The 26986-nt window shown below is 70.2% G+C and carries 23 protein-coding genes; 11 read left to right on the top strand and 12 right to left on the bottom strand.

The window, feature by feature from the left end; all coding sequences use genetic code 11:
- The first annotated feature begins 48 nt into the window (after positions 1 to 48).
- From ACUDCK_RS10730 to ACUDCK_RS10720, 3 genes are all read left to right on the top strand, one after another.
- Positions 49 to 429 carry a DUF4180 domain-containing protein gene (locus ACUDCK_RS10730; protein WP_054416029.1) on the top strand — a complete coding sequence of 127 codons (381 nt, stop codon included), beginning with the start codon at positions 49 to 51 and terminating at the stop codon, positions 427 to 429.
- A 211-nt stretch (positions 430 to 640) separates the two neighbouring features.
- Positions 641 to 1222 (top strand): TetR/AcrR family transcriptional regulator, encoded by a 582-nt coding sequence (locus ACUDCK_RS10725; RefSeq protein ID WP_116793374.1) that lies wholly within the window; start codon positions 641 to 643, stop codon positions 1220 to 1222.
- A gap of 86 nt (positions 1223 to 1308) precedes the next feature.
- Positions 1309 to 2517, top strand: coding sequence for an MFS transporter (locus ACUDCK_RS10720; RefSeq protein WP_175168128.1), 1209 nt, complete (start codon positions 1309 to 1311; stop codon positions 2515 to 2517).
- On the opposite strand, the gene ACUDCK_RS10715 is transcribed toward ACUDCK_RS10720, so the two are convergent.
- The gene (locus ACUDCK_RS10715; protein WP_175168127.1) at positions 2505 to 3692 is read right to left on the bottom strand and encodes an MFS transporter; all 1188 of its coding nucleotides are present in this window, start codon (positions 3690 to 3692) and stop codon (positions 2505 to 2507) included. The genes ACUDCK_RS10720 and ACUDCK_RS10715 overlap by 13 nt on opposite strands.
- A gap of 189 nt (positions 3693 to 3881) precedes the next feature.
- On the opposite strand from ACUDCK_RS10715, the gene ACUDCK_RS10710 reads away from it, so the two are divergent.
- The 3 genes from ACUDCK_RS10710 (at position 3882) to ACUDCK_RS10700 (ending at position 6887) form a co-directional block, all read left to right on the top strand.
- Positions 3882 to 4811, top strand: a complete 930-nt coding sequence (locus tag ACUDCK_RS10710; RefSeq protein ID WP_175168126.1) for a LysR family transcriptional regulator — start codon at positions 3882 to 3884, stop codon at positions 4809 to 4811.
- Positions 4812 to 5052: 241 nt separating this feature from the next.
- Entirely contained in the window at positions 5053 to 5853 is an 801-nt protein-coding gene (hutG, locus tag ACUDCK_RS10705; RefSeq protein ID WP_054504084.1) for an N-formylglutamate deformylase, read from the top strand.
- Positions 5854 to 5873: 20 nt separating this feature from the next.
- Entirely contained in the window at positions 5874 to 6887 is a 1014-nt protein-coding gene (locus tag ACUDCK_RS10700; protein WP_054504083.1) for a LysR family transcriptional regulator, read from the top strand.
- A 22-nt stretch (positions 6888 to 6909) separates the two neighbouring features.
- On the opposite strand, the gene ACUDCK_RS10695 is transcribed toward ACUDCK_RS10700, so the two are convergent.
- Both ACUDCK_RS10695 and ACUDCK_RS10690 read right to left on the bottom strand, forming a co-directional pair.
- A complete protein-coding gene (locus tag ACUDCK_RS10695) occupies positions 6910 to 8097 on the bottom strand; it encodes an NAD(P)/FAD-dependent oxidoreductase (protein ID WP_175168125.1) in 1188 nt (395 codons plus the stop codon).
- A gap of 96 nt (positions 8098 to 8193) precedes the next feature.
- Positions 8194 to 8661, bottom strand: a complete 468-nt coding sequence (locus ACUDCK_RS10690; RefSeq protein WP_231132876.1) for a winged helix-turn-helix transcriptional regulator — start codon at positions 8659 to 8661, stop codon at positions 8194 to 8196.
- Positions 8662 to 8887: 226 nt separating this feature from the next.
- Here ACUDCK_RS10690 and ACUDCK_RS10685 point away from each other — a divergent pair, with 226 nt between their 5' ends.
- On the top strand, positions 8888 to 9307 hold the full coding sequence (locus ACUDCK_RS10685; RefSeq protein ID WP_116793335.1) for a tautomerase family protein: 420 nt from the start codon (positions 8888 to 8890) through the stop codon (positions 9305 to 9307).
- A gap of 86 nt (positions 9308 to 9393) precedes the next feature.
- On the opposite strand, the gene ACUDCK_RS10680 is transcribed toward ACUDCK_RS10685, so the two are convergent.
- Positions 9394 to 10365 carry a LysR substrate-binding domain-containing protein gene (locus tag ACUDCK_RS10680; protein WP_064523640.1) on the bottom strand — a complete coding sequence of 324 codons (972 nt, stop codon included), beginning with the start codon at positions 10363 to 10365 and terminating at the stop codon, positions 9394 to 9396.
- A 93-nt stretch (positions 10366 to 10458) separates the two neighbouring features.
- On the opposite strand from ACUDCK_RS10680, the gene cydC reads away from it, so the two are divergent.
- On the top strand, positions 10459 to 14070 hold the full coding sequence (gene cydC / locus ACUDCK_RS10675) for a thiol reductant ABC exporter subunit CydC (protein WP_175168124.1): 3612 nt from the start codon (positions 10459 to 10461) through the stop codon (positions 14068 to 14070).
- Here cydC and ACUDCK_RS10670 read toward each other — a convergent pair.
- On the bottom strand, positions 14036 to 16639 hold the full coding sequence (locus ACUDCK_RS10670; protein WP_175168123.1) for a penicillin G acylase: 2604 nt from the start codon (positions 16637 to 16639) through the stop codon (positions 14036 to 14038). The genes cydC and ACUDCK_RS10670 overlap by 35 nt on opposite strands.
- Positions 16640 to 16789: 150 nt before the next feature.
- Between ACUDCK_RS10670 and ACUDCK_RS10665 the strand changes: the two genes are divergently transcribed.
- Entirely contained in the window at positions 16790 to 17752 is a 963-nt protein-coding gene (locus ACUDCK_RS10665; protein WP_175168122.1) for a LysR family transcriptional regulator, read from the top strand.
- Here ACUDCK_RS10665 and ACUDCK_RS10660 read toward each other — a convergent pair.
- From ACUDCK_RS10660 to ACUDCK_RS10630, 7 genes are all read right to left on the bottom strand, one after another.
- Positions 17739 to 18083, bottom strand: a complete 345-nt coding sequence (locus ACUDCK_RS10660) for a hypothetical protein (RefSeq protein WP_020927230.1) — start codon at positions 18081 to 18083, stop codon at positions 17739 to 17741. The genes ACUDCK_RS10665 and ACUDCK_RS10660 overlap by 14 nt on opposite strands.
- A gap of 74 nt (positions 18084 to 18157) precedes the next feature.
- On the bottom strand, positions 18158 to 18550 hold the full coding sequence (locus tag ACUDCK_RS10655) for a PPC domain-containing DNA-binding protein (RefSeq protein WP_006387040.1): 393 nt from the start codon (positions 18548 to 18550) through the stop codon (positions 18158 to 18160).
- A gap of 2 nt (positions 18551 to 18552) precedes the next feature.
- A complete protein-coding gene (locus ACUDCK_RS10650; RefSeq protein ID WP_054504075.1) occupies positions 18553 to 19116 on the bottom strand; it encodes a PCC domain-containing protein in 564 nt (187 codons plus the stop codon).
- Between the two features lie 58 nt (positions 19117 to 19174).
- Positions 19175 to 19939, bottom strand: a complete 765-nt coding sequence (locus ACUDCK_RS10645) for an SDR family NAD(P)-dependent oxidoreductase (protein ID WP_064522867.1) — start codon at positions 19937 to 19939, stop codon at positions 19175 to 19177.
- Between the two features lie 84 nt (positions 19940 to 20023).
- On the bottom strand, positions 20024 to 21655 hold the full coding sequence (locus ACUDCK_RS10640) for an acyl-CoA synthetase (RefSeq protein WP_116793341.1): 1632 nt from the start codon (positions 21653 to 21655) through the stop codon (positions 20024 to 20026).
- Positions 21652 to 22824 (bottom strand): acetyl-CoA acetyltransferase, encoded by a 1173-nt coding sequence (locus ACUDCK_RS10635; protein ID WP_175168121.1) that lies wholly within the window; start codon positions 22822 to 22824, stop codon positions 21652 to 21654. The genes ACUDCK_RS10640 and ACUDCK_RS10635 overlap by 4 nt, the downstream gene beginning before the upstream one ends.
- A 44-nt stretch (positions 22825 to 22868) precedes the next feature.
- A complete protein-coding gene (locus tag ACUDCK_RS10630; RefSeq protein WP_244976958.1) occupies positions 22869 to 23696 on the bottom strand; it encodes an IclR family transcriptional regulator in 828 nt (275 codons plus the stop codon).
- Between the two features lie 235 nt (positions 23697 to 23931).
- On the opposite strand from ACUDCK_RS10630, the gene ACUDCK_RS10625 reads away from it, so the two are divergent.
- Positions 23932 to 24945 (top strand): TRAP transporter substrate-binding protein, encoded by a 1014-nt coding sequence (locus ACUDCK_RS10625; RefSeq protein ID WP_064522872.1) that lies wholly within the window; start codon positions 23932 to 23934, stop codon positions 24943 to 24945.
- A complete protein-coding gene (locus ACUDCK_RS10620; RefSeq protein WP_175168119.1) occupies positions 24942 to 26834 on the top strand; it encodes a TRAP transporter large permease in 1893 nt (630 codons plus the stop codon). Before ACUDCK_RS10625 ends, ACUDCK_RS10620 begins: the two co-directional genes overlap by 4 nt.
- Positions 26835 to 26986: the final 152 nt, after the last annotated feature.

Genomic DNA, 26986 nt, shown 5'->3' with positions numbered 1-26986 from the left:
TATCATGTTCGCCCCAAGACAACACATGCCGATACTGCCATCCACGCCATGATCAATTCTTCCACGCTCGTCGATATCGGCGGCAAGCGCGTCCTGCAATTCGACGCGACCGGCCCCGCCCTGGCCACCGGCCAGGACACCAACGACCTGATCAGCGCCGCCTGGGAACACGAGGCCGAATGGCTGGCGCTGCCCGCCGCGCGCGTGCATCCCGATTTCTTCCGCCTGGAAACGCGCATCGCCGGCGAGCTGATCCAGAAGTTCGTCAACTACCGCCTGCATTGCGCGGTGGTGGGCGATATCTCGGCCTATCTGGCGGACAGCAAGTCGCTGCGCGATTTCGCCTACGAGACCAACCGCGGCCGCGTGTTCTGGATGCTGGATGACATGGCGGCGTTGACCGCGCGATTGACGGCAAGCCAGGGCTGAACGGGTCATAGCCGGCTGTCTGGCGTGGCCCCCGGCCGGCGAGCCCGCGACGCGGCTAACGGTTATGACTGGCATGGATAAAGCGGAAGTTCAAGGAAAGCCGCCAAGCCCGGCCCAATGCGCAAAGCCCCTTCGGCGCGAACGGTCTTGCTTGACGCAGCACCGCTGCGGACCGTATCGTTATTTGAACGATCATTCCAAAAACAACGCCATGCGTACCAAGGATTTCGACCCCGACGACGTCGCCGACGCCGCCATGCAGGTGTTCTGGCGGCGCGGCTACGCCGCGACCTCCGTGCAGGACCTGGTGGACGGCACCGGGCTGGGACGCGGCAGTCTCTACAACGCCTTCGGCAGCAAGCAGGGCCTGTACGAAGCCGCGCTGCGGCGCTATCACGAACTGACGGCCGCCAACCTCGACCTGCTCGCCCGCCCCGGCAATGCGCGCGAGCGCATCGGCCGGCTGCTCGACTTCATCGCCGACGACGAACTGCGCGAGGCCAGCCGGCGCGGCTGCCTGGTGGCCAACGCCTCGCTGGAAATGGCGGGTCAGGATGACGTGGTGGCCGAACTGGTGCGGCGTAACTTCCAGCGCCTGGAAAAGGCGCTGGAGAAGATCCTGGCCGAAGGCCAGGCCAACGGCGAGATCGACAGCGGCAAGTCGCCGCGCGCGCTGGCCCGCTTCATCGTCACCACCATCCAGGGCCTGCGCGTGGTGGCCAAGGGCAGCAATGCGCGCGAACGCCGCCAATGGCTGGGCGACGTGGTCTCGGTGGCGCTGGGCGCGCTCTAGGCATACCGCGGCATTTCCGTGCCGCCGGTTTTTTTTGGTCTTTTCTGGAACGATCGTTCCATTTCAACCGCAACCGGAGTTTCCGAATGAGTTTCACCCCACCCCTGCCCGCCGGCGCCTGCCCCCAGGAGGACGCCGACGGTTTGCCGCTGGGCAAGCTGCTGGCCCTGGCGCTGGCGGGTTTCATCACCATCATGACCGAGACCGTGCCCGCCGGCCTGCTGCCGCAGATCGGCCAGGGCCTGGGCGTCTCCGAGGCGCTGGCCGGGCAATTGGTCACCCTGTTCGCGGCCGGCTCGGTGCTGGCGGCGATCCCCATCATCGCCGCCACCCGCGGCTGGAACCGCCGACCGTTGCTGTTGCTGGCGATTGCCGGCCTGTCCGCGTTCAACGTGGTCACGGCGCTGTCGACCCATTACGCGCTGACGTTGGCGGCGCGCTTTGCCGGCGGCATGGCGGCCGGGCTGCTGTGGGGCCTGTTGGCCGGCTATGCGCGCCGCATGGTGGCCTCGCGCCAACAGGGCCGCGCCCTGGCGGTGGTGGGCACGGGGCAGCCGCTGGCCCTGTGCATCGGCGTGCCCGCCGGCGCCTGGCTCGGCGGCCTGATGGACTGGCGCGGCGTGTTCTGGCTGATGGCCGCCGTGTCGCTGACGCTGCTGCTCTGGGTGCGCGCGGCCGTGCCCGACTTCGCCGGCCAGGCCACGCGCCAGCGCCAACCGATCGCGCGCACCTTCCTGCTGCCGGGCATCCGCCCGATCCTGTTCGTGCTGTTCACCTGGATCCTGGCGCACAACGTGCTCTATACCTACATCGCGCCGTACCTGATCCACCTGGGCAAACCGGCCTCGGTCGACCTGGCGCTGCTGGTGTTCGGCGCCAGCGCGGTCGCCGGCCTGTGGCTGACCGGCATGCTGGTGGACCGGCGCCTGCGCCTGCTGACGCTGCTTTCGCTGGCGCTGTTCGCGCTGACCGCCTGCGCGCTGGGCCTGGCCGGCGGCAACCCGGCGGTGCTGTTGACCGGCGTGGCGTTGTGGGGCTTGAGTTTCGGCGGCGCGCCGACGCTGTTGCAGACCGCCCTCGCCGATGCCGCCGGCGAGCATTCCGACGTGGCGCAGTCGATGCTGGTCACGATCTTCAACCTCGGCATCGCCTGCGGCGGCATGCTCGGCGGCGCCCTGCTGGACACGGCCGGCGCCGGCTCCTTCGCCTGGACCGTCGCCGCGCTGGCCGCGATCGCGCTGCTGGCCGCATGGCGCGCGCGCGATCACGGCTTCCGTCCCGGTCACCGGCGGTAGCGTCGGGCCACCGCCGCCAACGCCGCCAGCATGCAGGCGGCGGCCGCCAGCAGCGTGGCGGGCAAACCCCAGTGATCGACGCTGACCCCGCCCGCCAGCGCGCCCAGCGCGATGGCCAGGTTGAACACGCCGACGAACAGCGACGTCGCCGCTTCGACCGCGCCGCGCGCGGCCTGCATCACCCAGGTCTGCAAGGCGACCGAGACGCCGCCGTACGACAGCCCCCACAGCAGCAGCAAGGCCGCGGCGGCGCCGCGCAGGTCGCCCAGCCAGGGCAGCAGCGCCAGGGTCGCCAGCAGGCCTAGCGTGATCGCCAGCAGCGTCGCGCGCGGATGCCGCGCCGCCGCGCCGCCCGCCACGAAGTTGCCGGCGATGCCGGCCACGCCGTAGGCGAACAGCAGCGGGCCGATCCAGTCCGCCGCGAACCCCGCCATCGTCTGCAGCACGGGACGCACGAAGGTGTAGGCCATGAAATGTCCCGCCACCAGGAACAGGGTGATGAACAGCCCGCGCCGCAGGCCTGGATTGCGCAGTTGATCCACCAATTGGCGCGCCGTGACCGACTGCGCCACCGGCAGCGGCGGCAACGCCAGCGCGGCGAACAGCAGCGCCGCCGCGCTCAGCGCCGCCATCGCGCCGAAGGCGCTGCGCCAGCCCGCCAGATTGCCGATCAACGCGCCCAGCGGCACGCCCAGCACCGACGCCACCGCCACGCCACCGAAGATGACCGCGGTGGCCATGCCGACGGACCCGGCGGGAACCAGCCGGCCCGCCAGGCCGCCGGCCACCGCCCAGATGCCGCCAATGCAGAGGCCGACCAGGACGCGCGCGGCCAGGAACCCTGCCAGGCCCGGCGCCAGCGCGCTGCCCAGGTTGGCAAGGGCCAGCAACAGCAGCAGGCCGCACAGGATCCGGCGCCGGTCGATGCCGCGCGCGCCGACCACCACCAGCGGCGCGCACAGCGCGGCCAGCAGGCCGGGCGCCACCATCAGCCAGCCCACGCGGCCCACCGACACGTCCAGGCTGGCGGCGATCGGCACCAGCAGCCCCACCGGCAGCATCTCCGTGGTGACGACACAGAACGTCGCGATGCCGGCCGCCAGCACGCCTGCCCAGGCGCCGCGGGACGATTCGCCGCGCGCGGCGGCCGGGTTCAGGGAAATACCGCGGGTCATGGAAAGCCTCTCGCCAAACAGGAACAGGAAAAGAACGCCGGGCGGGCGCTCGCGCCAGGCCGTCCGACGGCCCTGGCCCGGCCAGTCTACTGTTTCCATTTTGCTGATAAAGTAGGCTTTCAAAGAAACAAAAGGGACAAATCGTCGCCAATACGCCGCAACATCGCCGCCCCGCCCTGGAGCCGTTCCATGACGCCATCCGCCCCTCACACCGGCATCGACCACCTCGGCGATGTGATCGCCTTCATCCGCGTCGCCGACGCGCAGAGCTTCACGCTGGCCTCGGAACGCCTGGGGCTGTCGCGCTCGGCCATCGGCAAATGCATCGCGCGGCTCGAACAGGGCCTGGGCGCACGACTGCTGCATCGCAGTACCCGCAGCGTCAGCCTCAGCGACGAAGGCCGGCTGTTCTACGAACACGCGCAGCGCATCGTGGCCGAGGTCGACAACGCCACCGGCGCCATGGCCAGCCGCCAGGAAACGCCGCGCGGCCGCTTGCGCATCGACCTGCCGGTGGCCCTGGGCCGGTTGCACATCCTGCCGCTGGTGGCCGACTACTTGCGGCAATGGCCTGAGGTCGAGGCCGACATCAGCTTTACCGACGACTACACCGACCTGGTGCGCGACGGCATCGACGTCGCCATCCGCATCGGCGGCGAGGTCGACAGCCGGCTGGTGCGTCGCGTGCTGGCGCCGCACCGGCTCATCACCTGCGCCGCCCCGGACTACCTGGCGCGCCACGGCGCGCCGGCCTCGCCCGACGACCTGGCGCGCCACCAGACCCTGGCCTTCACCCACATGGGCGCGCCAGTCCCGTGGCGCTACGCCGGCTCTGGCCAGGAACGCGCTGTCGCAGTCGCCGGCCGCCTGCGGCTGGGCAACACCGAGGCATTGCGCGATGCCGCATTGGCAGGCGCGGGCATCGTCCAGCTTGGCGCCTTCCTGGTGGGCGACGACCTGCGGCAAGGCCGCCTGGTGGCCGTGCTGGAGTCCCACGCGCCACCGGGCGCGCCCGTCTGCGCCGTGTATCCGCACCGGCGCCACCTGGCGCCCAAGGTGCGGTTGCTGATCGACGGCATCGTGGCGCGCTGGCAACACGGCGCGCCCTGGCCGGCGTGAGCGCCGCGCGTGCCGGCATGGCAATTGGGCTTCGGGAACAAACGTCCGGATGCGCACGGCGCCGCCCTCATTTGCATCAGCGATACCGATCATCTATATCCACTAAACTGATGCAAAACCTCTGGCGGGTGGTCCTGTCTAGAGTGCTGTCCGGTCTCCGCGGGACAGCGCTCCGGCGCAAGGGCGCCCGCCATCCGCGGCCCAGCCCGCGGTGCCTTGCCCTTGCCACCCGGAGTTTTTCTTGAGCGACATCTACCACTTCAGCCGCGGCACCGCCCCGCTGCTGATCTCCATTCCCCACCTGGGCAGCCAGCTTCCCGACGCCCAGCGCGCCCGCATGACCGCCGCCGGCCAACAGTCCGGCGACACCGACTGGCATCTGGACACGCTGTACCAGTTCGCCGACGCGCTGGGCGCGTCCGTGCTCGGCGCCCGCTATTCGCGGTACGTGATCGACCTGAATCGCTCGCCCGACGACGAAAGCCTGTACCCCGGCCAGACCAAGACCGGCCTGTGCCCGACCCATACCTTCCGCGGCGAGCCGCTGTACCTGAACGACGCCAGCCTGACCGACGACGAGCGCTCGCACCGCCTGCAGACCTACTGGCAGCCCTATCACGCCAAGCTGCGCGAAGAGCTCGACCGTATCCGCGCCGAACACGGCACGGTGCTGCTGTGGGAAGCCCATTCCATCGCCAGCGTGCTGCCGCGCCTGTTCGAGGGCAAGCTGCCCGACCTGAACCTCGGCACCGCGGACGGCGCCAGTTGCGCCCCCGACATTCTCGAGGCCATCGCCGAGCGCCTGCCGGACTGCGGCTACACCTCGGCCGTCAACGGCCGTTTCAAGGGCGGCTACATCACTCGCCACTACGGCTCGCCGGCCGAGGACATCCACGCGGTGCAACTGGAAATGTGCCAGTCGACCTACATGGACGAGTCCTACCCCTATGGCTACCGGGCCAACGCCGCCGCCAAGGTCATCCCGGTCGTGGAAGGCATGGTGCGCGCCGCGCTGGCGCAGACGCTGGCGCGCAAGCGCTGACCCGCCACCGGACCGCGCCGATGCAGCGCCTGCCGTACCGCGACGCCGACCCCTACCCGGAGTGGAGCCTGCTGCTGACCTGGGTGGCGGTGGTGCAGGCGGCGTCGGTATCGGGCGCGGCGCAGTTGCTGGGCCTGTCGCAGGCCGCGGTATCGCAGCGCATCAAGCAGCTTGAGGCCGCGCTGTCCACCGACCTGCTCGACCGCAGCACGCGCCCGGCCCGCCCCACGCCGGCGGGCGACCTGCTGTTCGACCACGCGTCGCGACTGCTGGCGCAGGCCGGCGACATGACTGAAAGCGTGCGCAACCTGAGCCGCGCGCGCCGCAACATCGTGCGCGTCGGCTGCGTCGACTCGTTCGCGGGCACGCTCGGCCCCACCCTGATCCACGGGCTGTCCGGCACGTCGCGCCAGATCCGGCTCTGGTCGGGCATCACACCGGTACTGGACAAGCAACTGGAAGAACGCCTGCTGGACCTGGTCATCAGCACCAGCGCCGCCGCCGAGCCAACCGCCATCCGCAAGCTCGGGCTGTTCAGCGAGCCCTATCTGCTGGTGCTGCCGCGCGCCCTGCCGTGGGAGGGCGCGCCGTCGCTGGCGCAACTGGGACGCCGCAGCCAGTTCATCCGCTACAGCGCGCGCTCGCACATCGGCGCGGCCATCGACCGCCTGCTGGAAGCGCGCGGCATCGTCATTGAACGCACGTTCGAATTCGACAATACCGATCCCCTGCTCAGCCTGGTCACCGCCGGCCTGGGCTTTGCCATCAGCACGCCGCTGTGCATCTGGCAATCACGCCATTTCATCGACCAGCTACGGGTGCTGCCGCTGGCGCCCTGGCTGGACAAGGCCCGCGCCGACGACCCCGACCTGGCGCGCGCCTTCTATCTGGCGGCGCGGCCGCAAGAGGCAGGCAAGCTGCCGGCAGAGGCCCGCAACGTGATCCTGGTGGCGGTCGAGCGCCTGATGCAGCACGACATCGCGCCGGCGCTCGGCCTGCCGCCGGCCTCGCTGTGGCGCAGCCTGCGGCGCTGACCTGTCCGGACCGCCACGCCGCTCACGACACCGCGCCCCGGCCGTACCTGCCGGTCAGCAACGCCCCGCGCGCGAACCGTGCCAGCGCGTAGGGCGCTAGCGGCACATCCGTCGCCAGTCCCAGGGCTTCCTGCGCCAGCACCCGGCCGACCGCGGGCGACAGCTTGAAGCCGTGGCCGGAAAACCCGAATCCCGCCACCAGCCCCTCCACGCCGTCGATGCGGCCCAGCACCGGATTCCAGTCCGGCGTCACGTCGTACACGCCGGTCCAGGACGATGCCAGGCCGGCCTCGGCATACGCCGGAAAGCGCGCCGCCACCTGCTCGCCAACCGCCGCCACGTAATCCAGCGGGATGTCGCCCTGCTCGGTCTGGCCGGACGCCAGCGTTTCACCGGCCGTGCCCTCGCTGACCAGCATCTGGCTGCCGCCATAGCTGCGGCAGTACAGCATGCCGGGCGAAGCCAGGTCCTTGTAGACCGGCATGGAATAGGCATAGGGCGCCGCCGCGCATTCCAGCGCCAGCACCGCGTGGCGCTCGGGCGCCAGCGGCAGCGCCAGGCCGGTCCACGCCGCCAGTTCGGCGCTCCAGATGTTCTGGGTGCTGACGACCACGCCGCAGGCGTAGTCGCCCTCGGATGTGGCCACGCCGGTCACGCGCCCGCCTTGCCACGACAGGCCATGCACGGCGACGTTCTCGCGGATCGTGACGCCGCGCCGGCGCGCCGCCCGGGCAAAGCTGGTGGCGACCAGATAGGCGTCGGCGAAGCCGGCGTCGGGCTCGAAGCCGATCAACGCGGCGTCGCGGAAATCGGCGATCGGAAGCAGATCGCGCGCCTGCGTCGCGTCCAGCCGCTGCACCGGAATGCCCTGCGCCTGCTGCTGCGCCAGCGCCTCGGCCAGCGGCGCGCGCTTGTCGTCGTCGGCCGCCGCGATCAGGTAGCCGCAGCGCACCAGGCCGCTGGCCGCGTCTTCGTCGCCGACATAGGCGGCGAAATCGGTGAAGGCGCCCCACGAGCGCCGCGCCAGCTCGACGTTTTCGCGCACCGAATAATGGGTGCGCAGGATGCCCGATGACTGCGCCGTGGTGCCGGCGCCGACGGTGGCGCGGTCCAGCACCAACACGCTGTTCGCGCCCAGGGCCGCCAGGTGGAAGGCGACCGAACTGCCGACCACGCCCGCGCCGATCACAATCACGTCATAACGCTTCATGCCCACGCTCCCCAGGGAAGAATGGCGGCAGTGTGACGCCGGCGGCGGCCGGCGGCCTCTACATCAGCGCGACAAATATTGAATAAAAGCGCGGCTTCATGCGCGCTCCGTCTTCTGCGACAGCCGCCAGCGCATCAGGTCGTCCGCGCCGGGGCCGGCTTCCACCCGCAGGTCCTGGTGGCGCACGCGCGCGCCGGAGCCTTCCTCGACCAGCCCCAGTTCGACGCGGCGGCCGGTCTGCGCGTTCATGAAGCGCAGCGGCGATCCGCCGTCAGGCCGCCATTGGTCGCCGACCTGGGCCAGCGCCTGCAGCACCAGCGCGATGTCGCGGCCCTTGGCGGTGGGCAGGTATTCATGGCGGTCGGGACCGCTCTGGTACAGGCGGCGCTCGATCAGCCCGTTCTGTTCCAACTGCCTGAGCCGGTCGGCCAGCGTCGCGTTGGCGATGCCGGTCGAACGGCGCAGGTCGTCGTAGCGCCGCAGGCCGAGCACCAGATCGCGCAGGATCAGCATGGCCCAGCGGTCGCCGACGGCATCGAGCACCGTGGCGATGGAGCAGACCATTCCTTCAAAACTCTTGGAGCGCATGGATTCCCTTTGCCGTGCCGCCGGAGCGCGGCCATCGCAGTATCGCAGCCGCGCGGACAACGCTCAAGCGTCCCTGCCGCGGCCTTTGCTTTACAACTTCAATAATTGAAGTCAATAATTATACCTACTGCTCGACACAGCCCTTTTCCCCTGCCGCCCTTGCCGGACGGCCTTTGCCCCTTCCCCGAAAGGAACCCCCGCCATGCCGCTCTGGAACATCTATCACCCGCAGGACGCCTTCTCCGACGAAGACAAGCAGGCCATCGCCGAGCGCATCACTGCGCTCTACACCGACCTGCCGAAGTTCTACGTCGGGCTGGTATTCCATCCCGTGCCCAGGTCCTCGTTCTTCATCGGCGGCGAACGCGCCGACGACTTCGTGCGCATCTCGGTCGACCATATCGCCCGCCAGATCCACGAGGACGAGACCCGGCGCCGGTTCCTGGCTGCGGTCGGCCGGCTGCTGGCCCCGTATGTCGCGGACCGCGGGCTGCGCTGGGAAATCCATATCGATGAAACGCCGTTCGGCCTGTGGACCATCCAGGACATGCGTCCGCCCGTGCCCGGCACGCCGCAAAGCGAGCAATGGCGCGCCGACAACCGGCCGACCGCGCCAGCCTGACGGCGCCGCTCCCGGCGTGACCGCAGCAGCCTGCCGCGCTCGGATGCCTTGTGGTTCCGCCGCTGCGGCGCGTCGGCGCGGCCGCGCTAGCGCGCGGCGATGACCGGGTCACGCCACGCCACCGTGGCCCCGCGCCCTTCCTCTGCCAGGAATTCCACCAGCGCCGGCAGCGACGCGTCCATCGGCCGATTGGCGTGGATGCGCATCACGTAGCCCCACGAGCCCGGCATGCGCAGGCCCGGCGTCAGCGCCACCAGCCGGCCGCTGGCCAGTTCCTCGTCGATCAGCGGCGCGCGTCCCAGCGCGATCCCGACGCCGGCCGCGGCCGCCGCCACCACCGTGCTCAGGCCGCTCAGCACCAGCGGATCCTGGCCGGCGCTTTCCGCCAGGCCCAGGCGTGGGCGCCAGGTGCGCCAGTCGGTCTCCGGGCTGTCGATGTGCTTTTCCTCGAGCCAGCGATGACGCGTGAAGACGGCGGGATCGTCGCGCTCGTCAGGCGCGACCAGCGCCGGGCTGCACACCGGCACCACGGTTTCCGTCATTAGCGGAATGTCGCCGGGCGCGGCCAGGTGCGGCCCCAGGGCGCGCACGTGCAGGAACGCCAGGTCGATGTCCTGAGCCTTCCAGGCCGGGTCCTGGCTGGCGTGCAGGAACACCTGGATGTCGATGTCGGGGTGCAATTCGATGAAGCGGCCGATACGCGGCGCCAGCCACAGCGCCGCCAGCGACGGATTGGCCGACACGTTCAGGTTGTAACGCCGTTTGCCGCGGGCGCTGGCCCGGGCATTGCGGCAGGCGGTCTCCAGCAGGGTCAAGGCCTGTTGTACCGAAGCCAGCAACGCGGCGCCGGCCTCGGTGGTTTCCGCGCGGCGCACCGTGCCGCCCCGGCGCAACAGGCTCACGCCCAGGTCGGCCTCCAGCGCGCGCAACTGGTGGCTGACGGCGCTCTTGGTGACATTGAGCTCGGCCGCGGCGCGGCTGAGGCTGCCCAGGCGGGCGACGGCCTCGAAGGCGCGCAGCGCCGCCAGCGGCGGCATATGGGTGGGCAGGGTCGACATGGGTTGAGTTTATCTCAACCCATGATTGAATAACTATCGCTATCGCCAGCGCGCCGGATGCGTGACCATGCAGGCTCTGGAGGGAGCATTGATATGTATTTCGATTCGAGGCTTTGGCAACTGACCGCGGGGCTGCGCGCCGGCATGGCGGGCGGCATTTTCCTCGGCCTGCTGGCATTGGCGGCGGGCATCGCCCGCTATGTGTTCCTGGGCCAGTTGCTGGCAAGGGTGTTCGACGGCGCGCCCTGGCAGGACTGGCTCGCGCCGGCCCTGTGCGCCGGCGCCATGGTGCTGCTGCGCGCCCTGCTCGACCACCTGCGCACGGTGCAGGCCAACCGCTGCTCGGCCCAGGTACAGCAGACGCTGCGCGCGCGGCTCTACGATCGCATCGTCGCATTGGGGCCGGCCTGGTTCGCCAACCAGCGCACCGGCGGCGTGATGCTGACGGTGGTGGACGGCGTGGAGCAACTGCAGACCTTCTTCGGCCAGTACCTGCCGCAGGTCGCCATCGCCGCGGCCGCGCCGTTCGCCATCTTCGCCGTCATCGCCTTCTGGGACGTGCCGACCGCGCTGGTGTTCCTGGTGGCGGCGCTGTTCGCGCTGTTCGGGCCGATGGCCGTGCACATGCTCGACCGCCGCGCCAGCCTGGCGCGCACGCGCTCGCTGAACGAGTTCGGCGAGGAATTCCTGGACGCCGTCCAGGGCCTGCCGACGCTCAAGTCGTACGGCCAGGGCAAGACCTTTGGCCAGCGCCTGGCCGCGCGCGCCCGCGCCCTGTCGGACAACACCTTCTGGGTGCTGTCGGTGAGCCTGCTGACGCGCGGCATCAGCGACCTGGGCGTGGCGCTGGGCGCCGCGCTGGCGCTGACAGTCGGCGCCTGGCGCGTGGCCGCTGGCGACATGAGCGTGGAAGCGCTGCTGATCGTGCTGATGGCCGGCACCGAGATCTTCCGCCCGCTGCGCGACCTGCGCTCGGTGCTGCACCGGGGCATGCTGGGCCAGTCGGCCGCCGCCAGCATCCACGCGCTGATGGACGCGCAGCCGCTGACCGCCGCCCCCGCCGTGCAGGCGGGCGCCGCCCCCGCGCGGCTCGATCCCACCATCGAATTCGACGCGGTGGCGTTCTCGTATTCGCCGCAACGCCCGGCGCACCAGGGCCTGTCGTTCCGCGTCGCCGCCGGCGAACGCGTCGGCATCGTCGGCCCCAGCGGCGCCGGCAAGTCCACCATCGTGCGCCTGCTGCTGCGCGAATGCGTGCCGCAGGCCGGCGCCATCCGCGTCGGCGGCCACGACGTCAACCAGCTCGACACGCAGACGCTGCTGGGCCAGATGGCGCTGGTCAGCCAGGACATCACGCTGTTCCATGGCACCATCGATGAGAACCTGCGACTGGGCCGGCCCGACGCCAGCCACGAACAGGTACGCGCCGCCGCCCGCGCCGCCAATATCGACGACTTCATCATGGCGCTGCCGCAGGGCTACGCCACCCGCATCGGCGAACGCGGCCTGCAACTGTCGGGTGGCCAGCGCCAGCGCGTGGCGATCGCCCGCGCGCTGCTGCGCGACGCGCCCATCCTGATCCTGGACGAGGCGCTGTCGTCGGTCGACACCGAGAACGAAGCGCTGATCCAGCAGGCGCTGGACCGCCTCATGGCCGGCCGCACCACGCTGATCCTGGCGCACCGCCTGGCCAGCGTGATCGGCGCCGACCGCTGCCTGGTGCTGGACCAGGGCCGCGTGGTCGAGCAAGGCCCGCATGATGCGCTGATGCGCCAGCATGGCCTGTACTACCGCCTGATGCACGAACAGGCCCTGGCCTTGAGCGCGCCGAGCGCGCCGCTCGTCGCCACGGCGCGCGACACCACGCCCGCCGCGCACGCCACTGACGATGAATCCGGCGGCCAGGGCCCGGCGCTGCGCCCGCTGGACGCCGACGCCGAACAGGTCGGCTGGCGCGCCACGCTGGCCACGCTGCTGTCGGTGGTGCAACCGTGGCGCGGCACCCTGATCGCCACCATCCTGCTGGGCGTGGCGCGCGTGGCCGCCTTCATCGGCGTCGGCGTGCTGAGCGCGCTGGTGGTGGCCGCCATCCGCGACGGCCGCGACACGTCGGCGCTGATCATCGGCCTGCTGATCGCCGCGCCGCTGGCCGCGCTGTTCCACTGGCTCGAATCGTGGCTGGCGCACGCCATGGCCTACCAGTTGCTGGCGGACATGCGCGTCAAGCTCTACGACAAGCTGGAGCGGCTGGCGCCCGCCTATCTGCTGCAACGCCGCTCGGGCGACCTGGTGGCGCTGGCGACGCAGGACGTGGAGATGGTCGAGTACTTCTACGCCCACACCATCGCCCCGGCCATCGTCTCGGTGCTGGTGCCGCTGTCGGTGCTGGGCTTCCTGGCGTTCTACAGTTGGCCGGTGGCGCTGGCGCTGCTGCCGTTCCTGGCCTATGCGCTGGTGTCGCCGGTGCGCGGCCGCCGCAAGGTCGACGCGCTGGGCGACCGCGCCCGCCACGCCCTGGGCGAGATGAGCGCGCACACCACCGACACCATCCAGGGCCTGGCCGACCTGACCGCCTTCCAGGCCACCGGCCGCCGCCGCGAGGAATTCCTCAGGGTCGCCGACCAGTACCGCGTGCGCCGCCTGGACATCCTGCGCGACCTGTCGCGCCAGACCGCCTGGTTCGAGACCGCCATGGGCCTGGGCGGGTTGGCGGTGGCCGTGGTCGGCGCGCTGCAGGTGTCGGCCGGCGCCCTCTCGGCAAGCATGCTGCCGCTGCTGGTGCTGATCGCGCTGGCGACCTTCCTGCCGGTGTCGGAGATCTCGCAGGTCAGCCGCCAACTGGCCGACACCATCGCCGCCACCCGCCGCCTGCACGTGGTCAACAACGAACCCGAGCCGGTCACCGACGGCCCGCTGCCGCCGCCGGCGGCGCCGCACGGCCTGTCGCTGGCGTTCGACCACGTGTATTTCACCTATCCCGGCAAAAGCCAGGACACGCTGCGCGACCTGAGCTTCACCGTGCCGGCCGGCGCCACCGTGGCCGTGGTCGGCGCCTCGGGCGCGGGCAAGAGCACCGTGGCCAGCCTGCTGCTGCGCTTCTGGGATCCGCGCCAGGGCGCGGTCAAGCTCGACGGCGTGGACGTGCGCCAACTGCGGCTGGACGGCCTGCGCGAACGCGTCGCGCTGGTGACGCAGGACACCTACCTGTTCAACGACACGCTCGAAGGCAACATCCGCCTGGCGCGCCCCGACGCCAGCCCCGAGGAACTGACGCGGGCACTGGAACAGGCCGCGCTCGGCGATTTCGTGCGCAGCCTGCCCGAAGGCCTGGCCACGCGCGTCGGCGAGCGCGGCATGCAGTTGTCGGGCGGCCAGCGCCAGCGCATCTCGATCGCGCGTGCCTTCCTGAAGAACGCGCCGGTGCTGATCCTGGACGAAGCCACCTCGCACCTGGACACCCTGTCGGAGATGCAGGTGCGCGGCGCGCTGGACGTGCTGATGCGGCACCGGACCACGCTGGTGATCGCGCACCGCCTGGCCACCATCCGCGACGCCGACCTGATCCTGGTGCTGGACAACGGCACCCTGGCCGAGGCCGGCACCCATGACCAACTGCTGCGCAAGCAAGGCGCCTACGCCCGCCTTGCCAGCCACCAGGGCGCGCGCGACCTTACCGCCGGTAGCGCAACGTCTCTTCCGACGTAGCGTTGCGCCGCACCTCGTCCGCCGTGAACCACACCCGCTTGCTGCCGAAGGTGTTGTACAGGTCGAACTGGTCGCGGGTGTGCGGCGACGGGGTGCCGTCCGGGGCGACGAAGCCGCTCTGCCCCGGCGCCACCACGTCCACCGCCCGCACCGATTTGCCGTCGAACACCGTCATGTTGTTCTCGGTGCCGCGGTTCTGCGTGGCCGGGTAGCTCAGCACCGCCTTGGCGTCGGCCTGCGGCACGCCCAGGAAGTTCTTGGGCGCGAACACCATCGGCGGCGCCGGGATCCTCCATCCGGCCGGATCCTGCCCATAGGCCTGGCGCAACGCCGCCAGCGCATCGTCCAGCGCCGCCAGGATGACGTCGTCGGCGCGCGCGCCGTTGAAGAAGTCATAGCGCTGCGGCACCCCGGCCTCGGGGCCGGCCAGGGCGTTGAACAGCACCTTGACGCCGGCGGTCAGGTTGAGCGAACCGGTGGCCGGCGCCTGCGGCGTCGGGTAGCCGGTGGCGCTGTACCACTTGAAGAAGTCGGCCGGCATCTCGTCGGCCAGCGTGCGCTTGAGCATGGCGCGCAGCCAGGCGTCCATCACCGCCGGACCGGCGTTGTCGAAGTAGCCCGGCTGGCGCTCGCTGGTCGCCATGCCGTCCCACGCCGCCAGCCCCGCCACCAGCCGCGCGCGCGGATCGTCGGCCGGCAGCCCTTGCACCGCGCGCTGCAGGAACGGCAGGAAGTGGCGGCGGTTGACGTCGGCGTAGCTGGTGGTGCGGATCAGGTCCCACATCTGCTGCGCGCTGACCTTGCCGCCGTTGGCAGTCATGGCCTTCAGGCGCGTCTCGATCTCGGCGTAGCGGTCGGCCTGGCCCCAGACGATGGCGAACAGGTCGGTGGACGGGTAGCCGCGCATCGGCTGGTTGTTCCAGTTGGCGATGAAGCCCTGGCGCGGGTTGTAGACCTGCGGATTGGTCGAGAACGGCAGCAGGCCCTGCCAGTCCATCTCGCCCGTGCCCGGCACCGGCAGGCGCGGGTCGTGGCCCGGGCGGCGCCTGGGATAGAAGCCGGTATGGGCGTAGCCGATGTTGCCGCGGTCGTCGGCGTAGTACCAGTTGATGGTCAACGCGTGGCGCGCCGCCTGCGCCTTCCATTGTTCCCAGTTGGCCGACTGCGTCTTGCGGGTCCAGGCCATCAGCGACTGCAATTCGAAGCCTTCCCAGGCGCGCGCCTTGGCGTAGGCCACGTGCTGCGCGTCGTCGAACTTGACGATCAGGCCGTGCACGCTGCGGTACACGTCCAGCGTCACCGGCGCCGCGTCTTTCACCAGGATCAGGTCGGTGCGTTTTTCCAGCGTCTTCCATTGCCCGTCGTGGAAATAACGGGTGCGGTCGGCCGGATCGAGCTTTTCCGCGAAGATGTCGACGTCATCGCCGAAACCGGCGGTCGAGCCCCAGGCCACATGCGCGTTGTGGCCGAACAGGATGCCGGGATAGGCGAACGGCGTGTTGCCGACCACGTCGAAGCCGGCGCCGTGCAGGCCGATGCCGTAGGTGTAGGCCGGATTCCACCAGCCGAACTGCGGGCCGTTCAGCAGGATCGAACGGGCGTCCTTGGCATGGTCGCGGCCCACGATCCACATGTTGCTGGTGGTGGGAAAGCCGGCGATGCCCGGCTGGCCCGATTGCGCGTACTGCTCGGCCAGTTGTGCCCGCAATGTCGCCGGCGCGCCATCGACCACGCCGCGCGTGGCCGGATCGCGCACCACGCGTTCGAGCATCGGCGGCGTGCCGTCGTAGCGCGGCAGCGCGTAGGCCAGCCTGTCCGCGCCGTCCGGCTGGAACACGGCCGGCTGGTAGCTGCCCGCTTCGGGCGGCACCGTGGTCGGCGCGCGGCTGTCGGTCAGCCAGCGCAGTTGGTTGAAGATGCGCATGGCCTCGGCGTCGCCGTGCCTGTCCTTGAGCGCCGTCAGCAGCGCCAGGTTGTCGATCTCGCTGTTGGCGTCCGAGAAGCGGTTGGCCATGGTGCCGATGAAGATCATCGCCACGTCGTAGGCGGTCCAGTCGGCCGGCGCGAAGCCCAGGTCGTTGAACTCCTTGGGCATCAACGTGCCGGGCTCGGCCCGCACCCGCGCCAGCCAGGCGTTCATGCCGGCCGCGTAGCCGTCCAGCACCTGGCGGTCCGAGGCCGGCAGCGCCGCCAATTGGCGTTGGATGCGCTCGGGCGAGAAATTGGCGCGGATCGACTTGTCGAACCCCACCATCGACGCGCCCAGCACCTCGGCCACCCGGCCCTGGGTACTGCGGCGCGCCATCTCCATCTGGAACAGCCGGTCCTGTGCCACCGCGTAGCCGTAGCCATAGAAGATGCCGTACACCGTGTCCGCATAGACGTGCGGCATGCCATAGGCGTCACGCCGGATCGTGACCTTGCCATCGGCGCCCTGCGGCGGCGCCGCGACGGCCTCGGCGGCCTGTCCGGCGGCCGTCGCCACGGGTTGCGCCACGGCCTGCGCCGCCATCGCGGGCAGGCACGAACTGGCCGCCAACAGGGCGGCCGACAACACATGCTGCTTCATTGAATCTGTCTCCGTATCGAATGGGACCGCGCCGCGAGCCTGCCGCGGGCGATGGCGGCGCCTCTGCCGGGCGCCGTCCGCGGACCATCATACGGAGGCCCAATCTATAATTCCAATGCATTTGATTCATATGATTCATGCGGTTGGAACATGGACTTCCAGAAACTCAAGCACCTGCTCGCCGTGGTCGAACACGGCACGTTTTCGCGCGCCGCCGACAAGGTCAACCTGTCGCAACCCGCGCTCAGCCGCAGCATCCAGGCGCTGGAGGCCGAGCTTGGCCTGCCGCTGCTGGACCGCGGCACCCGCCAGGTGCGCCTCACGCCTTACGGCGCCTGCGTCGCGGAACGCGCCCGCCGCATGCGCTACGAAGAAGCCGAGCTGCGGCGCGAGCTCAAGACACTGGCCGGCGGCGAATCGGGCACCCTGTCTATCGGACTCAGTCCCACCCCCGCCTCGCTGTTGCTGACGCCGTTCCTGGCGCACATGGCCGCTCGCCATCCGCAGGTGCGCGTGGCGGCCGAACTCGGCACCACCGCCACCCTGCTCGATCTGCTGCGCGCCGAACGCATCGACGCCATGGTCTGCGACGCCCGCATGCTGTACGGCGCCGCCGACATCGAGACCCGGCCGCTCGCGCCCCTGCGCGCCGGCATGGTCTGTCGCAAGGATCACCCCATCCTGGCCCACCGCCGCCCCACCATCGATCACATCCGCCAGTACCCCGTCGCCTCCAGCACCCTCAGCCCCGAGGTCGCCCTGCGCCTGGCCGAAACCCTCGGCCCCGCCGGCGCCCCCGAGCAGATGGTCAGCGTGCGCTGCGAAAGCCTGGCCCCCCTGGTCCACCTGGCCCTCGCCACCGACACCCTGCTGCTGGGCGTCATCTGCGTCACCCGCCAGGAGCAGCAGGCCGGCCAGCTCGTGGAAGTGCCGCTGCCGCCCGATCCCCAGCGCCAGGGCCACTACGTCCTCGCGCGGCTGGCCGGCCGCAGCCCGCTGAAGGCGCAGGACGCGCTCTACAGCTACACGCAGCAGTGCTGGAGCGGCTTTGCCGGATTTCGCGCGAAGCAGCCGGCGGCTCGGCCGCGGCCAGGGCCGGTCAAGGACCCGTGACGCGCGTGATCCAGTACGGCGCGAGATAGCCGAGCAGGACGCCCAGCGCGACAGCCAGCAGGTAGCCGTCGATGCCGGCGCCGAGCAGGGCCGCGACCAGCAGGCATCCCGCCACGGCGCAGCCGACCTGCCACAGCGCCGGATAGCGGAACGCTTTCGGCTCGATGGCCGGCGCCCCGATCGCGCCGAAGATGGCGCCGGTCAGCGCCAGCCAGATCACGCTTTCCAACGAATAGCCCGTGGTCCAGCCGCCGACGACGGCAAACAGCGCGGCGAAGATCAGGCAGGCCGCAAGGGCCAGTCTGATGCCGGCCGACAGGGTGCGTTTCATGTCATTTTCCTTGGCGCATGGGTGGCCAAGTGTATCCGTCCCGGCCGCCGCATCGCGCCTCACCCGTCCGCGCCTCAGCCGCCGTCCGGCAGCCACTCCTCCAACGTCACCTCGAACGTCATACAGACAGGGTTCGCCCCAGGGACGAACACCCCGCCGTGCACCCGCCCCGCCGGGTCCGCCACCACCCCCGACAGCGAGGCCACCACCGACCCGTCCGCCTGCGCGCGCACCTCTCCCGCCAGGCTCACGATCTCCACCGCCGGCCCCTCAAGCTGCCGCACCTCCCCGCCCCGCGCATACAGGCAGGCATCCACCAGGCTCCCAAGCGCGCCGCGCACGAAGGCATTGCGAAACCCCTCCGCCAGGCACAGCTTCTCGACCCCCTGCACCAGATCCTCGTTGGGCCCGATGCGCGCATACGCCACCCGCCCCATGCTTCCGCTTTCGACCTCGGCCGGCATCATCGTCAGATCTCCCGCGGCTGCAGTAGCCGCAAATTGGTTTCCGCGTCATAAGTGGCGCGCAGTTCGAAGCCTTCCAGCGCCGTCACCAGCACCGTCACCGGCCCCGCGCCCACGATCGATGTCTGCGGAATCAGGTGCCCGCCCAGCAGCGCCCCGCCCTGATCGCAGAACGCGGCGTGACAGTGCACCAGCGGCTCGCCGTTGTCGCCCTTGCCCAGCGTGGCGTTGCCGAAGATCAGCGTGGCCGCGCCCGCCGCGATCGGCGCGGTGTACGCCACCACCCGCAGATGCGCCGGGTCCGGCGGCGCGGTGCAGTAGTCGAGATGGCTGAATTCGCCGCTCAGCAGCGTCATCGAGGCGTTCTCCACGCCCAGCGGCGCCAGGCCATTGACCAGCGCCTCGAACAGGCTGGCGCCGGGCTGCAGCGTCAGCCGGACATGGCGGCCGCGCCGCGCGCAGCGGCTGTGTATCCGTACCGGGTTGAAGGCTCCCGGGTGTATCAGCGTCCTGGGGCGGGGCAATACCGGTGATCCCCGCAACGAACGATCCACGGTGGTGGTTCGCATGATGTGCACTCCGTGCGCTTGTGGCGCAAGATGGGAATGAAAGCTGAAAACGCGGGCGTCAATGCACCGCCGGCAGCATGCCCGCCGCGGTGAAGCCGCCGTCCACACAAATCACCTGCCCCGTCACGTAGCTGGACAGCGAATCGTCGAGCAGCCAGCCGATGGTGCCGTTCAGTTCCTCCGGCGCGGCGTAGCGATGCTGCGGCACCACCTGGCGCCAGGCCGCGCGCGCCTCGTCGGTGTGCATCTGCCCCACCAGCGGCGTCTCGATCGGCCCCGGCGCCACCGCGTTCACGCGGATGCCGTACGCGGCCAGTTCCACCGCCATCACCCGCGTCAGCGTCACCACGCCTCCCTTGGAAGCGCCGTACGCCGCGCGGCCCGCGTTGCCGCGGATGCCCGACACGGACGCGATATTCACGATCGAGCCGCGGCCGCGTTCGCGCATGCGCCGGGCCGCCTCGCGCGCCACCACGAACGAGCCCACCAGGTTAACTTCCAGGATCCGCCGCAGCAACGCCGTGTCCGTCTCCAGGAACGGCACATCGCGGCCGATGCCGGCCGAATTGACCAGCCCGGCGATCGGACCGAAATCGGCTTCCAGTCGCGTCATGACCTCGGTCACCTGCGCCTCGTCGGATACGTCCAGCCGCACGCACCCCAGGCGTTCCGCGGGCGCCAGGCCCCGCACCTCGTCCAGCCGTTCCTGCGACACGTCCGCCACCAGCACCCGGCGTCCCGCGCCCAGCAGGCCCCGCGCGACGGCCAGGCCGATGCCCGACGCGCCCCCCGTGACCAGCACCGCTTCCTGCGCTTCATCCATGATTCGGTCTCCTCGTTGTCTGCTCGCAATGTGTTCGCGATGTCCGCACCCTCTTGCGCGGCCGCCGCGCGGCGGCCCCGTTTCCTAGGCGGGCGCCAGGCAGCCCCGCTCGCGCAGGGCCTCGCGCACCAGCTTCTTGGTGATCTTGCCGTAGCCCGACCGCGGCAGCGCATCCCAGAAGAACACCTGGCGCGGCAGCTTGTAGCGCGCCATGCGCGATCCGAGCCAGGCCAGCAGGGCCTCCTCTTCCAGTGTCTCGCCGGGTCGCAGCACGCACACCATCACCCCCACCTCGCCCCACACCGGATCCGGCACCCCCAGCACCGCCGCCTCCGCGATCGCCGGATGCGCCAGCACCTTTTCCTCGACCTCGCGCGGATAGATATTGGAGCCGCCCGAGATGTACATATCGGATTCGCGGCCGGTGATGTAGAGGTAGCCCGCGTCGTCCAGGTAGCCCAGGTCGCCGGTGCGGAACCAGCCGTTGCGGAAGGCCTTGGCATTGGCGCCCGGGTTGTCGTAATAGCCGGCGAACACCGCCGGCCCGCAGACGCAGATCTCGCCCGTCCGGCCCGCCGGCAACGGATTGCCGGCCTCGTCCTGGATGCTGACCTGCATGCCGATGCGCTCGTAGCCGCAGGTGCCCACGCGCGCCTCGGGGCCGTCGCCGTCATGGTGCTGCTCCGGCGGCAGCACGGTGATGTTGCCCGTGACCTCGCCCAGCCCGAAGTACTGCACCAGCACCCGGCCCAGCTTGGCCAGCGCGCGCTTCTGGTCTTCGCGGTACATGGGCGCGCCGGCGTAGATCACGTAGCGCAGGCTGGAGTGGTCGAAGGCGTCCACCGCCGGGTGCTCGACCAGCAGCTTGACGATGGTCGGCACGGTGAACATGTTGGTCACCCGGTGCGCCTGCACCAGGCGCCAGGCCTCTTCCGGGTCGAAGCGCTCGCCCTCGGGCAGCACGGTGGCGGCGGCGCGCGCCACCTGGGTCAGGAAATGGATGCCCGCGCCATGCGACAACGGCGCCACCACCAGGCTGACGTCGTGCTCGGTGGTGCCCGGCATCAGATCGCACAGGTGGTTGGTCAGCACGAAGGCCATCTGCCCATGCGTCAGCACCGCCGCCTTCGGATGGCCGGTGGTGCCGGAGGTAAAGAAGAACCAGCAGGGATCGTCATAGTCCACGTCGGCGCAGGCCGTCGGCGCGTCATCCAGATGCGCCGCGATCAGGGAAGCGGTGTCGGCCTCGCCGAACTCGCCGGGACCCAGCCGCGCCAGCAAGGCCAGGTCGGGCATGGCCTGCGCCACGGCCGCCGCGTGCCCGGGGGACTGGCCTTCGCACAGGAAGGCCTTGACCCCGGCCGCCCGCGCCAGATAGACCGCCTCGTCCGGCGAGATGCGGCAATTGGTCGGCACCCAGACCGCGCCCAGCCGCAGCACGGCGAACAGGGTTTCGGCGAACGCGAAGCTGTTGCGCGCGTGCACCAGCACCCGGTCGCCCTTGCCCACGCCGCGCTCGGCCAGCGCCCGCGCCAGGGCGGCCGTGCGCGTGTCCAGCTCGCGCCAGTTCAGGCGGGCCTCGCCGCAGACCAGCGCTGCGCGCGTGGGGTGGCGGCGCGCCGCCTGCACCAGGAAATGCGCCAGGTTCATGGCCCGGCGCGACACCGGCGCCACCCCGCCCGGCGGCGCCAGGGCCTGCTCCAGCGGGCCGCTCATTTGACGCGCTCCAGGATGCTGACGTAATTGGCCACGGCCGCGCCGCCCATGTTGAAGACGCCGGCCAGCGTCGCGTCCGGCACCTGCATGGCGCCGGCCTCGCCGGCCAGTTGCAGGCACGCCATGACGTGCAGCGACACGCCGGTGGCGCCCACCGGATGGCCCTTCGCCTTGAGCCCGCCCGACGGGTTGACCGGCAGGCGTCCGCCCTTCTGCACCCAGCCTTCCCGCAGCGCCCGCACGCCGTGGCCGCGCGGCGCCAGGCCCATGGCCTCGTACTCGATCAGTTCGGCGATGGTGAAGCAGTCATGCGTCTCCACCAGGCTCAAGTCGTCCAGGGTCGCGCCGGCATCGGTCAGCGCCTCGCGCCAGGCGCGCGCCGCGCCCTCGAACGCGATCGGATCGCGCCGGCTCAGCGGCAGGAAATCATTGACGTGGCGCCGGGCGCGAAAGCCGATGGCGCGGCGCAGGCCCGCCGCGGTTTCCGCGTCGGCCAGCACCAGCGCCGCCGCGCCGTCGGAAATAGGCGAGCAATCGGTACGGCGCAACGGCGCCGCCACATAAGGGTTTTTCTCGGAAACGGTATTGCAAAACTCGAAGCCCAGGTCCTTGCGGATCTGCGCGTAAGGGTTGTCCAGCGCATTGGCGTGGTTCTTGGCCGCGATGCGGGCCAGCGCCTCGCCGTGGTCGCCATGGCGCTCGAAATAGGCGGTGGCGATGCGGCTGAACACGCCGGCAAAGCCGCCCGGCAGGTTGGCCTCTTCCTTGCGATAGCTGGCATTGAGCAGAATGTCGCCGGTGTCCTCGGTGGAACGCGCGGTCATCTTCTCGGCCCCCACCACCAGCGCCACGCGGCCGCGTCCGGCCTCGATGAAATCCATGGCCGCGTACAGCGCGGCCGAGCCGGTGGCGCAGGCATTCTCCAGCCGCGTCGCCGGCACATACGCCAGCGCCGGCTCGGCCAGCGCCACCAGCGCCGCCTGGAAATCCTGTTTCTGGAAACCGCTGTTCATGACGCCGGCATAGATGCCGTCCACCGCCTCGGGGCTGATGCCCGCGTGGTCGAGCGCGGCGCCGGATACCCGCGCCATCAGGCTTTCGGTGTCGGGGTCGTCGAGTTTGCCGAACGGGGTGTGCGACCACCCCACGATGACGGCACGCTTGCTCATTGCTGTCTCCTCTGTTGGCAGCCCCGCCCCGCCGGCACGGCGGATCAGGGCCTGGGCTTGGCGGCCTGCGGGCGCGCCCGCGCCTCGCGGCCTGCCGGGTTGGCCTGCGCAAGCAGGCGTTTGGCCTCGCGTGACAACAGCTTGGCCAGTTGGAACTGTCTTTCCTCGTCCATGCGCGATTCGACCGCGGCGATGCTCAGGGCGCCCAGCACGTGGCCCTGCTCATCGCGCAGCGGCATGCCGATGCCCCACGAGCCCGGCACCACCAGGCCGCGGTTGACGGCATAGCCCTGCTCGCGCACCTCATCGACCAGCGTGCGGATCAGCGCCACGGAGTAATGCGGATAGCGCCGCTCGATCAGGGCCGCATTGGCCTGCAGGCAGGCATCGACCTCGTCGTCGGGCAACGCCGCCAGGATCGCCAGGCTGCCGGCGCCGATGCCCAGCGGATGCCGGTCGCCCGGCAGCAGCACGTGGGTCTTGAGCGGATAGTCGCCATCCTCGCGCAGCACGCAGACCGCGAACACGTCGCGGCGCAGTGAAAAGAAGGCGGAATCGCCGCACTCGTGCGCCAGTCGCGCCACCACCGGCGCGGCCAGCCGGTTGATGCCGAAGCGCTCGCTGGCGATGTTGCCCAGCACGTGGCATTCGGGGCCCAGAAAGTAGCGGCGGCTGGCCAGGTCCTGTTCGACCATGCCTTCGGCGGCCAGGGCGGCCAGGATGCGGTGCACGGTGGGCTTGCTCATGCCCGTGTCGCGCGTCAACGCCAGCAGGCCCGCGCCTTCGCCGCGGGTGCGCGACACCGCGCGCAGCACCAGCATGGCGCGGGATATCGCCTGAGTGCCACCGACCTGGGATGAGGCCTCCGTCACGTCTCCGCCTGTGTTTTCATCAGGTCCATTTTGTGGACCATCAATATGATTTTGTTTTTTCATTCTGCACCAGTTTTATTGATTTACGCTAGTGAATCAATGTGATTAAATGAATTTAAGGGTAGTACGTAGGTCCACATAATGGACCTCATGCAAAGATAAAGCAACAGGCCTGGCAAGGCGCTTTATCCGGCCGTCCTCGACGGCGGCCGGATCTCATAACCAAGGAGACAGCATGAACACGACTCGACGCAACCTCATGCGCGCCGCGGGAGGCGGCGCGCTGCTCGCCCTGGCCCCGTTCCAGCGCACGCTGGCGGCGCCCCAGTTCCGTTACAAGTACGCCAACAACCTGCCCCCCTCGCACCCGATGAACCTGCGCGCCAACGAGGCCGCGCAGAACATCCTCAAGGACACCGGCGGCCGCTTCGAACTGGCGGTGTTCCCCAGCAGCCAGCTCGGCTCGGACACCGACACCCTGAGCCAGTTGCGCGCCGGCGCCGTCGAGTTCTTCACCCTGTCGGGCCTGATCCTGTCGACCCTGGTGCCCAGCGCCTCGATCAGCGGCGTCGGCTTCGCCTTTCCCGACTACGCCGCGGTCTGGAAGGCCATGGACGGCGACCTGGGCGCGCACATCCGCGCCGACATCAACGCCAAGGGCCTGTTCGTCATGGACCGCATCTGGGACAACGGCTTTCGCCAGGTCACCACCAGCTCGCGCGCCATCAGCGGCCCCGGTGATTTCCGCGACCTGAAGATCCGCGTGCCTGTCAGCCCGCTGTGGACCTCGATGTTCAAGGCGCTGGGCTCGTCGCCGGCCAGCATCAACTTCAACGAAACCTATTCCGCGCTGCAGACCCGCGTGGTGGACGCGCAGGAAAACCCGCTGGCCATCATCCAGACCGCCAAGCTGTACGAAGTGCAGAAATACTGCTCGATGACCAACCATATGTGGGACGGCTTCTGGTTCCTGGGCAACCGCCGCGCCTGGGAAAAGCTGCCGGCCGACATCCGCGAGGTCGTCGCCAAACACATCAACGCCGCCGGCATGGCCGAGCGCGCCGACGTGCTGGCGCTGAACAACCAACTGCAGGCCAAGCTGGCCGAGGAAGGCCTGACCTTCAACACGCCCGACCCCGCGCCCATCCGCGACGCGCTGCGCCGCGCTGGCTTCTATGCCGGCTGGAAGGAAAAATACGGCGACAAGGCCTGGGGCCTGCTGGAGCAGGCGGCCGGGAGTCTGTCATGAGGGCTGCGCTGACGCATCCGGCGGCGCTGCGGGCCGAGGCGGGTCCGGCGCCCGGCGCGCGCCGCCCCTGGGCCATCACGCTGGACAACGCCCTGGGCCACCTGGTGGAGATTCCCGCGGCCATCCTGGTGGTCGCGGAGATCGTCATCCTGTTCTCGGGCATCGTGGCGCGCTACGTGCTGCACACGCCGCTGGTATGGTCCGACGAACTGGCCTCGATCCTGTTCCTGTGGCTGGCCATGCTGGGCGCGGTGATCGCCTTTCGCCGCGGCGAGCACATGCGCATGGGCGCGCTGGTCAACCGCGCCTCGCCCGGCGCCCGCGCGCTGCTGGACATGGTGGCCGTGGCGGCGGCGCTGGCGTTCCTGCTGCTGCTGCAGGCGCCGGGCTACGAGTACGCCTCGGAGGAACAGTACGTCACCACCGCCGCGCTGGAAATCCCCAACGTCTGGCGCGCCGCCGCCTTGCCGGTGGGCACCGCGCTGATGCTGCTGATCGCGCTGCTGCGGCTGGTCGAACGCGCGCAGTGGCGCGTCACCGGCCTGGCGCTGCTGCTGGTCGGCGGCGTGGTGGCCGCCATGACGGCGCTGCAGCCGGTGCTGGCGAGCCTGGGCAACCTCAACCTGCTGATCTTCTTCGTCGGCGTGGTGGCGGCCACGGTGTTCGCGGGCGTGCCGATCGCCTTCTCGTTCGGGCTGGCCACCTTCGGCTATCTGTCGCTGACCACCGACGTGCCGATGATGGTGGTGGTCGGACGCATGGACGAAGGCATGTCGCACCTGATCCTGCTGGCGGTGCCGCTGTTCGTGTTCCTGGGCGTGCTGATCGAGATGACCGGCATGGCCAAGCGCATGGTGGCGTTCCTGGCCAGCCTGCTGGGGCATGTGCGCGGCGGCCTGTCGTACGTGCTGATCGGCGCCATGTACGTGGTCTCGGGCATTTCCGGCGCCAAGGCCGCCGACATGGCGGCGGTGGCGCCGGTGCTGTTCCCGGAAATGCGCGAGCGCGGCGCCGACGAGGGCGACCTGGTGGCGCTGCTGTCGGCCACCGGCGCGCAGACCGAGACCGTGCCGCCCAGCCTGGTGCTGATCACCATCGGCTCGGTCACCGGCGTGTCGATCACGGCGCTGTTCACGGGCGGCCTGCTGCCCGGGCTGGTGCTGGGCGTGATGCTGTGCCTGGTGGTCTGGTGGCGCAACCGCCGCGAAGACCTGAGCGCGGTGCGCAAGGCCAGCGGCCGCCAGATCGGGCGCGCCCTGCTGGTGGCGCTGCCGGCGCTGGCGCTGCCCTTCGTGATCCGCGCGGCCGTGGTCGAGGGTGTGGCCACCGCCACCGAGGTGTCCACCATCGGCATCGTCTATGCCACGCTGATCGGGCTGCTGGTCTACCGCTGCTTCGACGCCAAGCGGCTCAAGCCCATGCTGGTCGACACCGCCTGCCTGTCCGGATCGATCCTGCTGATCATCGGCACCGCCACCGCCATGGCCTGGGCCCTGACGCAATCGGGCTTCTCGACCCAGCTCGCGCAGGCCATGGCGGGCCTGCCCGGCGGCGCCGCCACCTTCATGGCGGTGTCGATCGTCGCGTTCGTCATCCTGGGCAGCGTGCTGGAGGGCATCCCCGCCATCGTGCTGTTCGGGCCGCTGCTGTTCCCCATCGCGCACCAGATGGGCATCCACGAGGTGCACTACGCGATGGTGGTGATCCTGTCGATGGGCCTGGGCCTGTTCGCGCCGCCGTTCGGGGTGGGTTACTACGCCGCCTGCGCCATCGGCCGGGTCGCGCCCGAAGCCGGCATCCGGCCCATCCTGGGCTACCTGGGTTCGATGGCGGTCGGCATCGTGGTCATCGCCGCGGTGCCGTGGATCTCGACCGGGTTCCTGAAGTAGCCCGCCTGGTCGGCCGCCGCGCCTTCGCGGCGGCCGCCCCTTCAGCCATTGCGCCTGGCGGCCGGACGCCATCGCCGTGGGGAAAAACCCACACGCCGGCAATCCCCCACCGTCCGCGCGGTTGATCCGCCTACACCACTTCTATAGAATCT

It is taken from the genome of Achromobacter sp. CF-sbj1-Ac2-l (assembly GCF_052698165.1).
This window is presented reverse-complemented; position numbering and strand designations above follow the sequence as displayed.

Bases quoted from the DNA above. Each gene is read 5' to 3' on its own strand.
- ACUDCK_RS10700 (WP_054504083.1), top strand. From the start codon at position 5,874: ATGCAGCGCCTGCCGTACCGCGACGCCGACCCCTACCCGGAGTGGAGC.
- ACUDCK_RS10680 (WP_064523640.1), bottom strand. From the start codon at position 10,365: ATGTCGACCCTGCCCACCCATATGCCGCCGCTGGCGGCGCTGCGCGCC.
- ACUDCK_RS10670 (WP_175168123.1), bottom strand. From the start codon at position 16,639: ATGAAGCAGCATGTGTTGTCGGCCGCCCTGTTGGCGGCCAGTTCGTGC.
- ACUDCK_RS10710 (WP_175168126.1), top strand. From the start codon at position 3,882: ATGACGCCATCCGCCCCTCACACCGGCATCGACCACCTCGGCGATGTG.
- cydC (WP_175168124.1), top strand. From the start codon at position 10,459: ATGTATTTCGATTCGAGGCTTTGGCAACTGACCGCGGGGCTGCGCGCC.
- ACUDCK_RS10645 (WP_064522867.1), bottom strand. From the start codon at position 19,939: ATGGATGAAGCGCAGGAAGCGGTGCTGGTCACGGGGGGCGCGTCGGGC.
- ACUDCK_RS10715 (WP_175168127.1), bottom strand. From the start codon at position 3,692: ATGACCCGCGGTATTTCCCTGAACCCGGCCGCCGCGCGCGGCGAATCG.
- ACUDCK_RS10720 (WP_175168128.1), top strand. From the start codon at position 1,309: ATGAGTTTCACCCCACCCCTGCCCGCCGGCGCCTGCCCCCAGGAGGAC.
- ACUDCK_RS10730 (WP_054416029.1), top strand. From the start codon at position 49: ATGATCAATTCTTCCACGCTCGTCGATATCGGCGGCAAGCGCGTCCTG.
- ACUDCK_RS10695 (WP_175168125.1), bottom strand. From the start codon at position 8,097: ATGAAGCGTTATGACGTGATTGTGATCGGCGCGGGCGTGGTCGGCAGT.
- ACUDCK_RS10725 (WP_116793374.1), top strand. From the start codon at position 641: ATGCGTACCAAGGATTTCGACCCCGACGACGTCGCCGACGCCGCCATG.
- ACUDCK_RS10620 (WP_175168119.1), top strand. From the start codon at position 24,942: ATGAGGGCTGCGCTGACGCATCCGGCGGCGCTGCGGGCCGAGGCGGGT.
- ACUDCK_RS10650 (WP_054504075.1), bottom strand. From the start codon at position 19,116: ATGCGAACCACCACCGTGGATCGTTCGTTGCGGGGATCACCGGTATTG.
- ACUDCK_RS10655 (WP_006387040.1), bottom strand. From the start codon at position 18,550: ATGATGCCGGCCGAGGTCGAAAGCGGAAGCATGGGGCGGGTGGCGTAT.
- ACUDCK_RS10635 (WP_175168121.1), bottom strand. From the start codon at position 22,824: ATGAGCAAGCGTGCCGTCATCGTGGGGTGGTCGCACACCCCGTTCGGC.
- ACUDCK_RS10640 (WP_116793341.1), bottom strand. From the start codon at position 21,655: ATGAGCGGCCCGCTGGAGCAGGCCCTGGCGCCGCCGGGCGGGGTGGCG.
- ACUDCK_RS10660 (WP_020927230.1), bottom strand. From the start codon at position 18,083: ATGAAACGCACCCTGTCGGCCGGCATCAGACTGGCCCTTGCGGCCTGC.
- ACUDCK_RS10665 (WP_175168122.1), top strand. From the start codon at position 16,790: ATGGACTTCCAGAAACTCAAGCACCTGCTCGCCGTGGTCGAACACGGC.
- ACUDCK_RS10685 (WP_116793335.1), top strand. From the start codon at position 8,888: ATGCCGCTCTGGAACATCTATCACCCGCAGGACGCCTTCTCCGACGAA.
- ACUDCK_RS10625 (WP_064522872.1), top strand. From the start codon at position 23,932: ATGAACACGACTCGACGCAACCTCATGCGCGCCGCGGGAGGCGGCGCG.
- ACUDCK_RS10690 (WP_231132876.1), bottom strand. From the start codon at position 8,661: ATGGTCTGCTCCATCGCCACGGTGCTCGATGCCGTCGGCGACCGCTGG.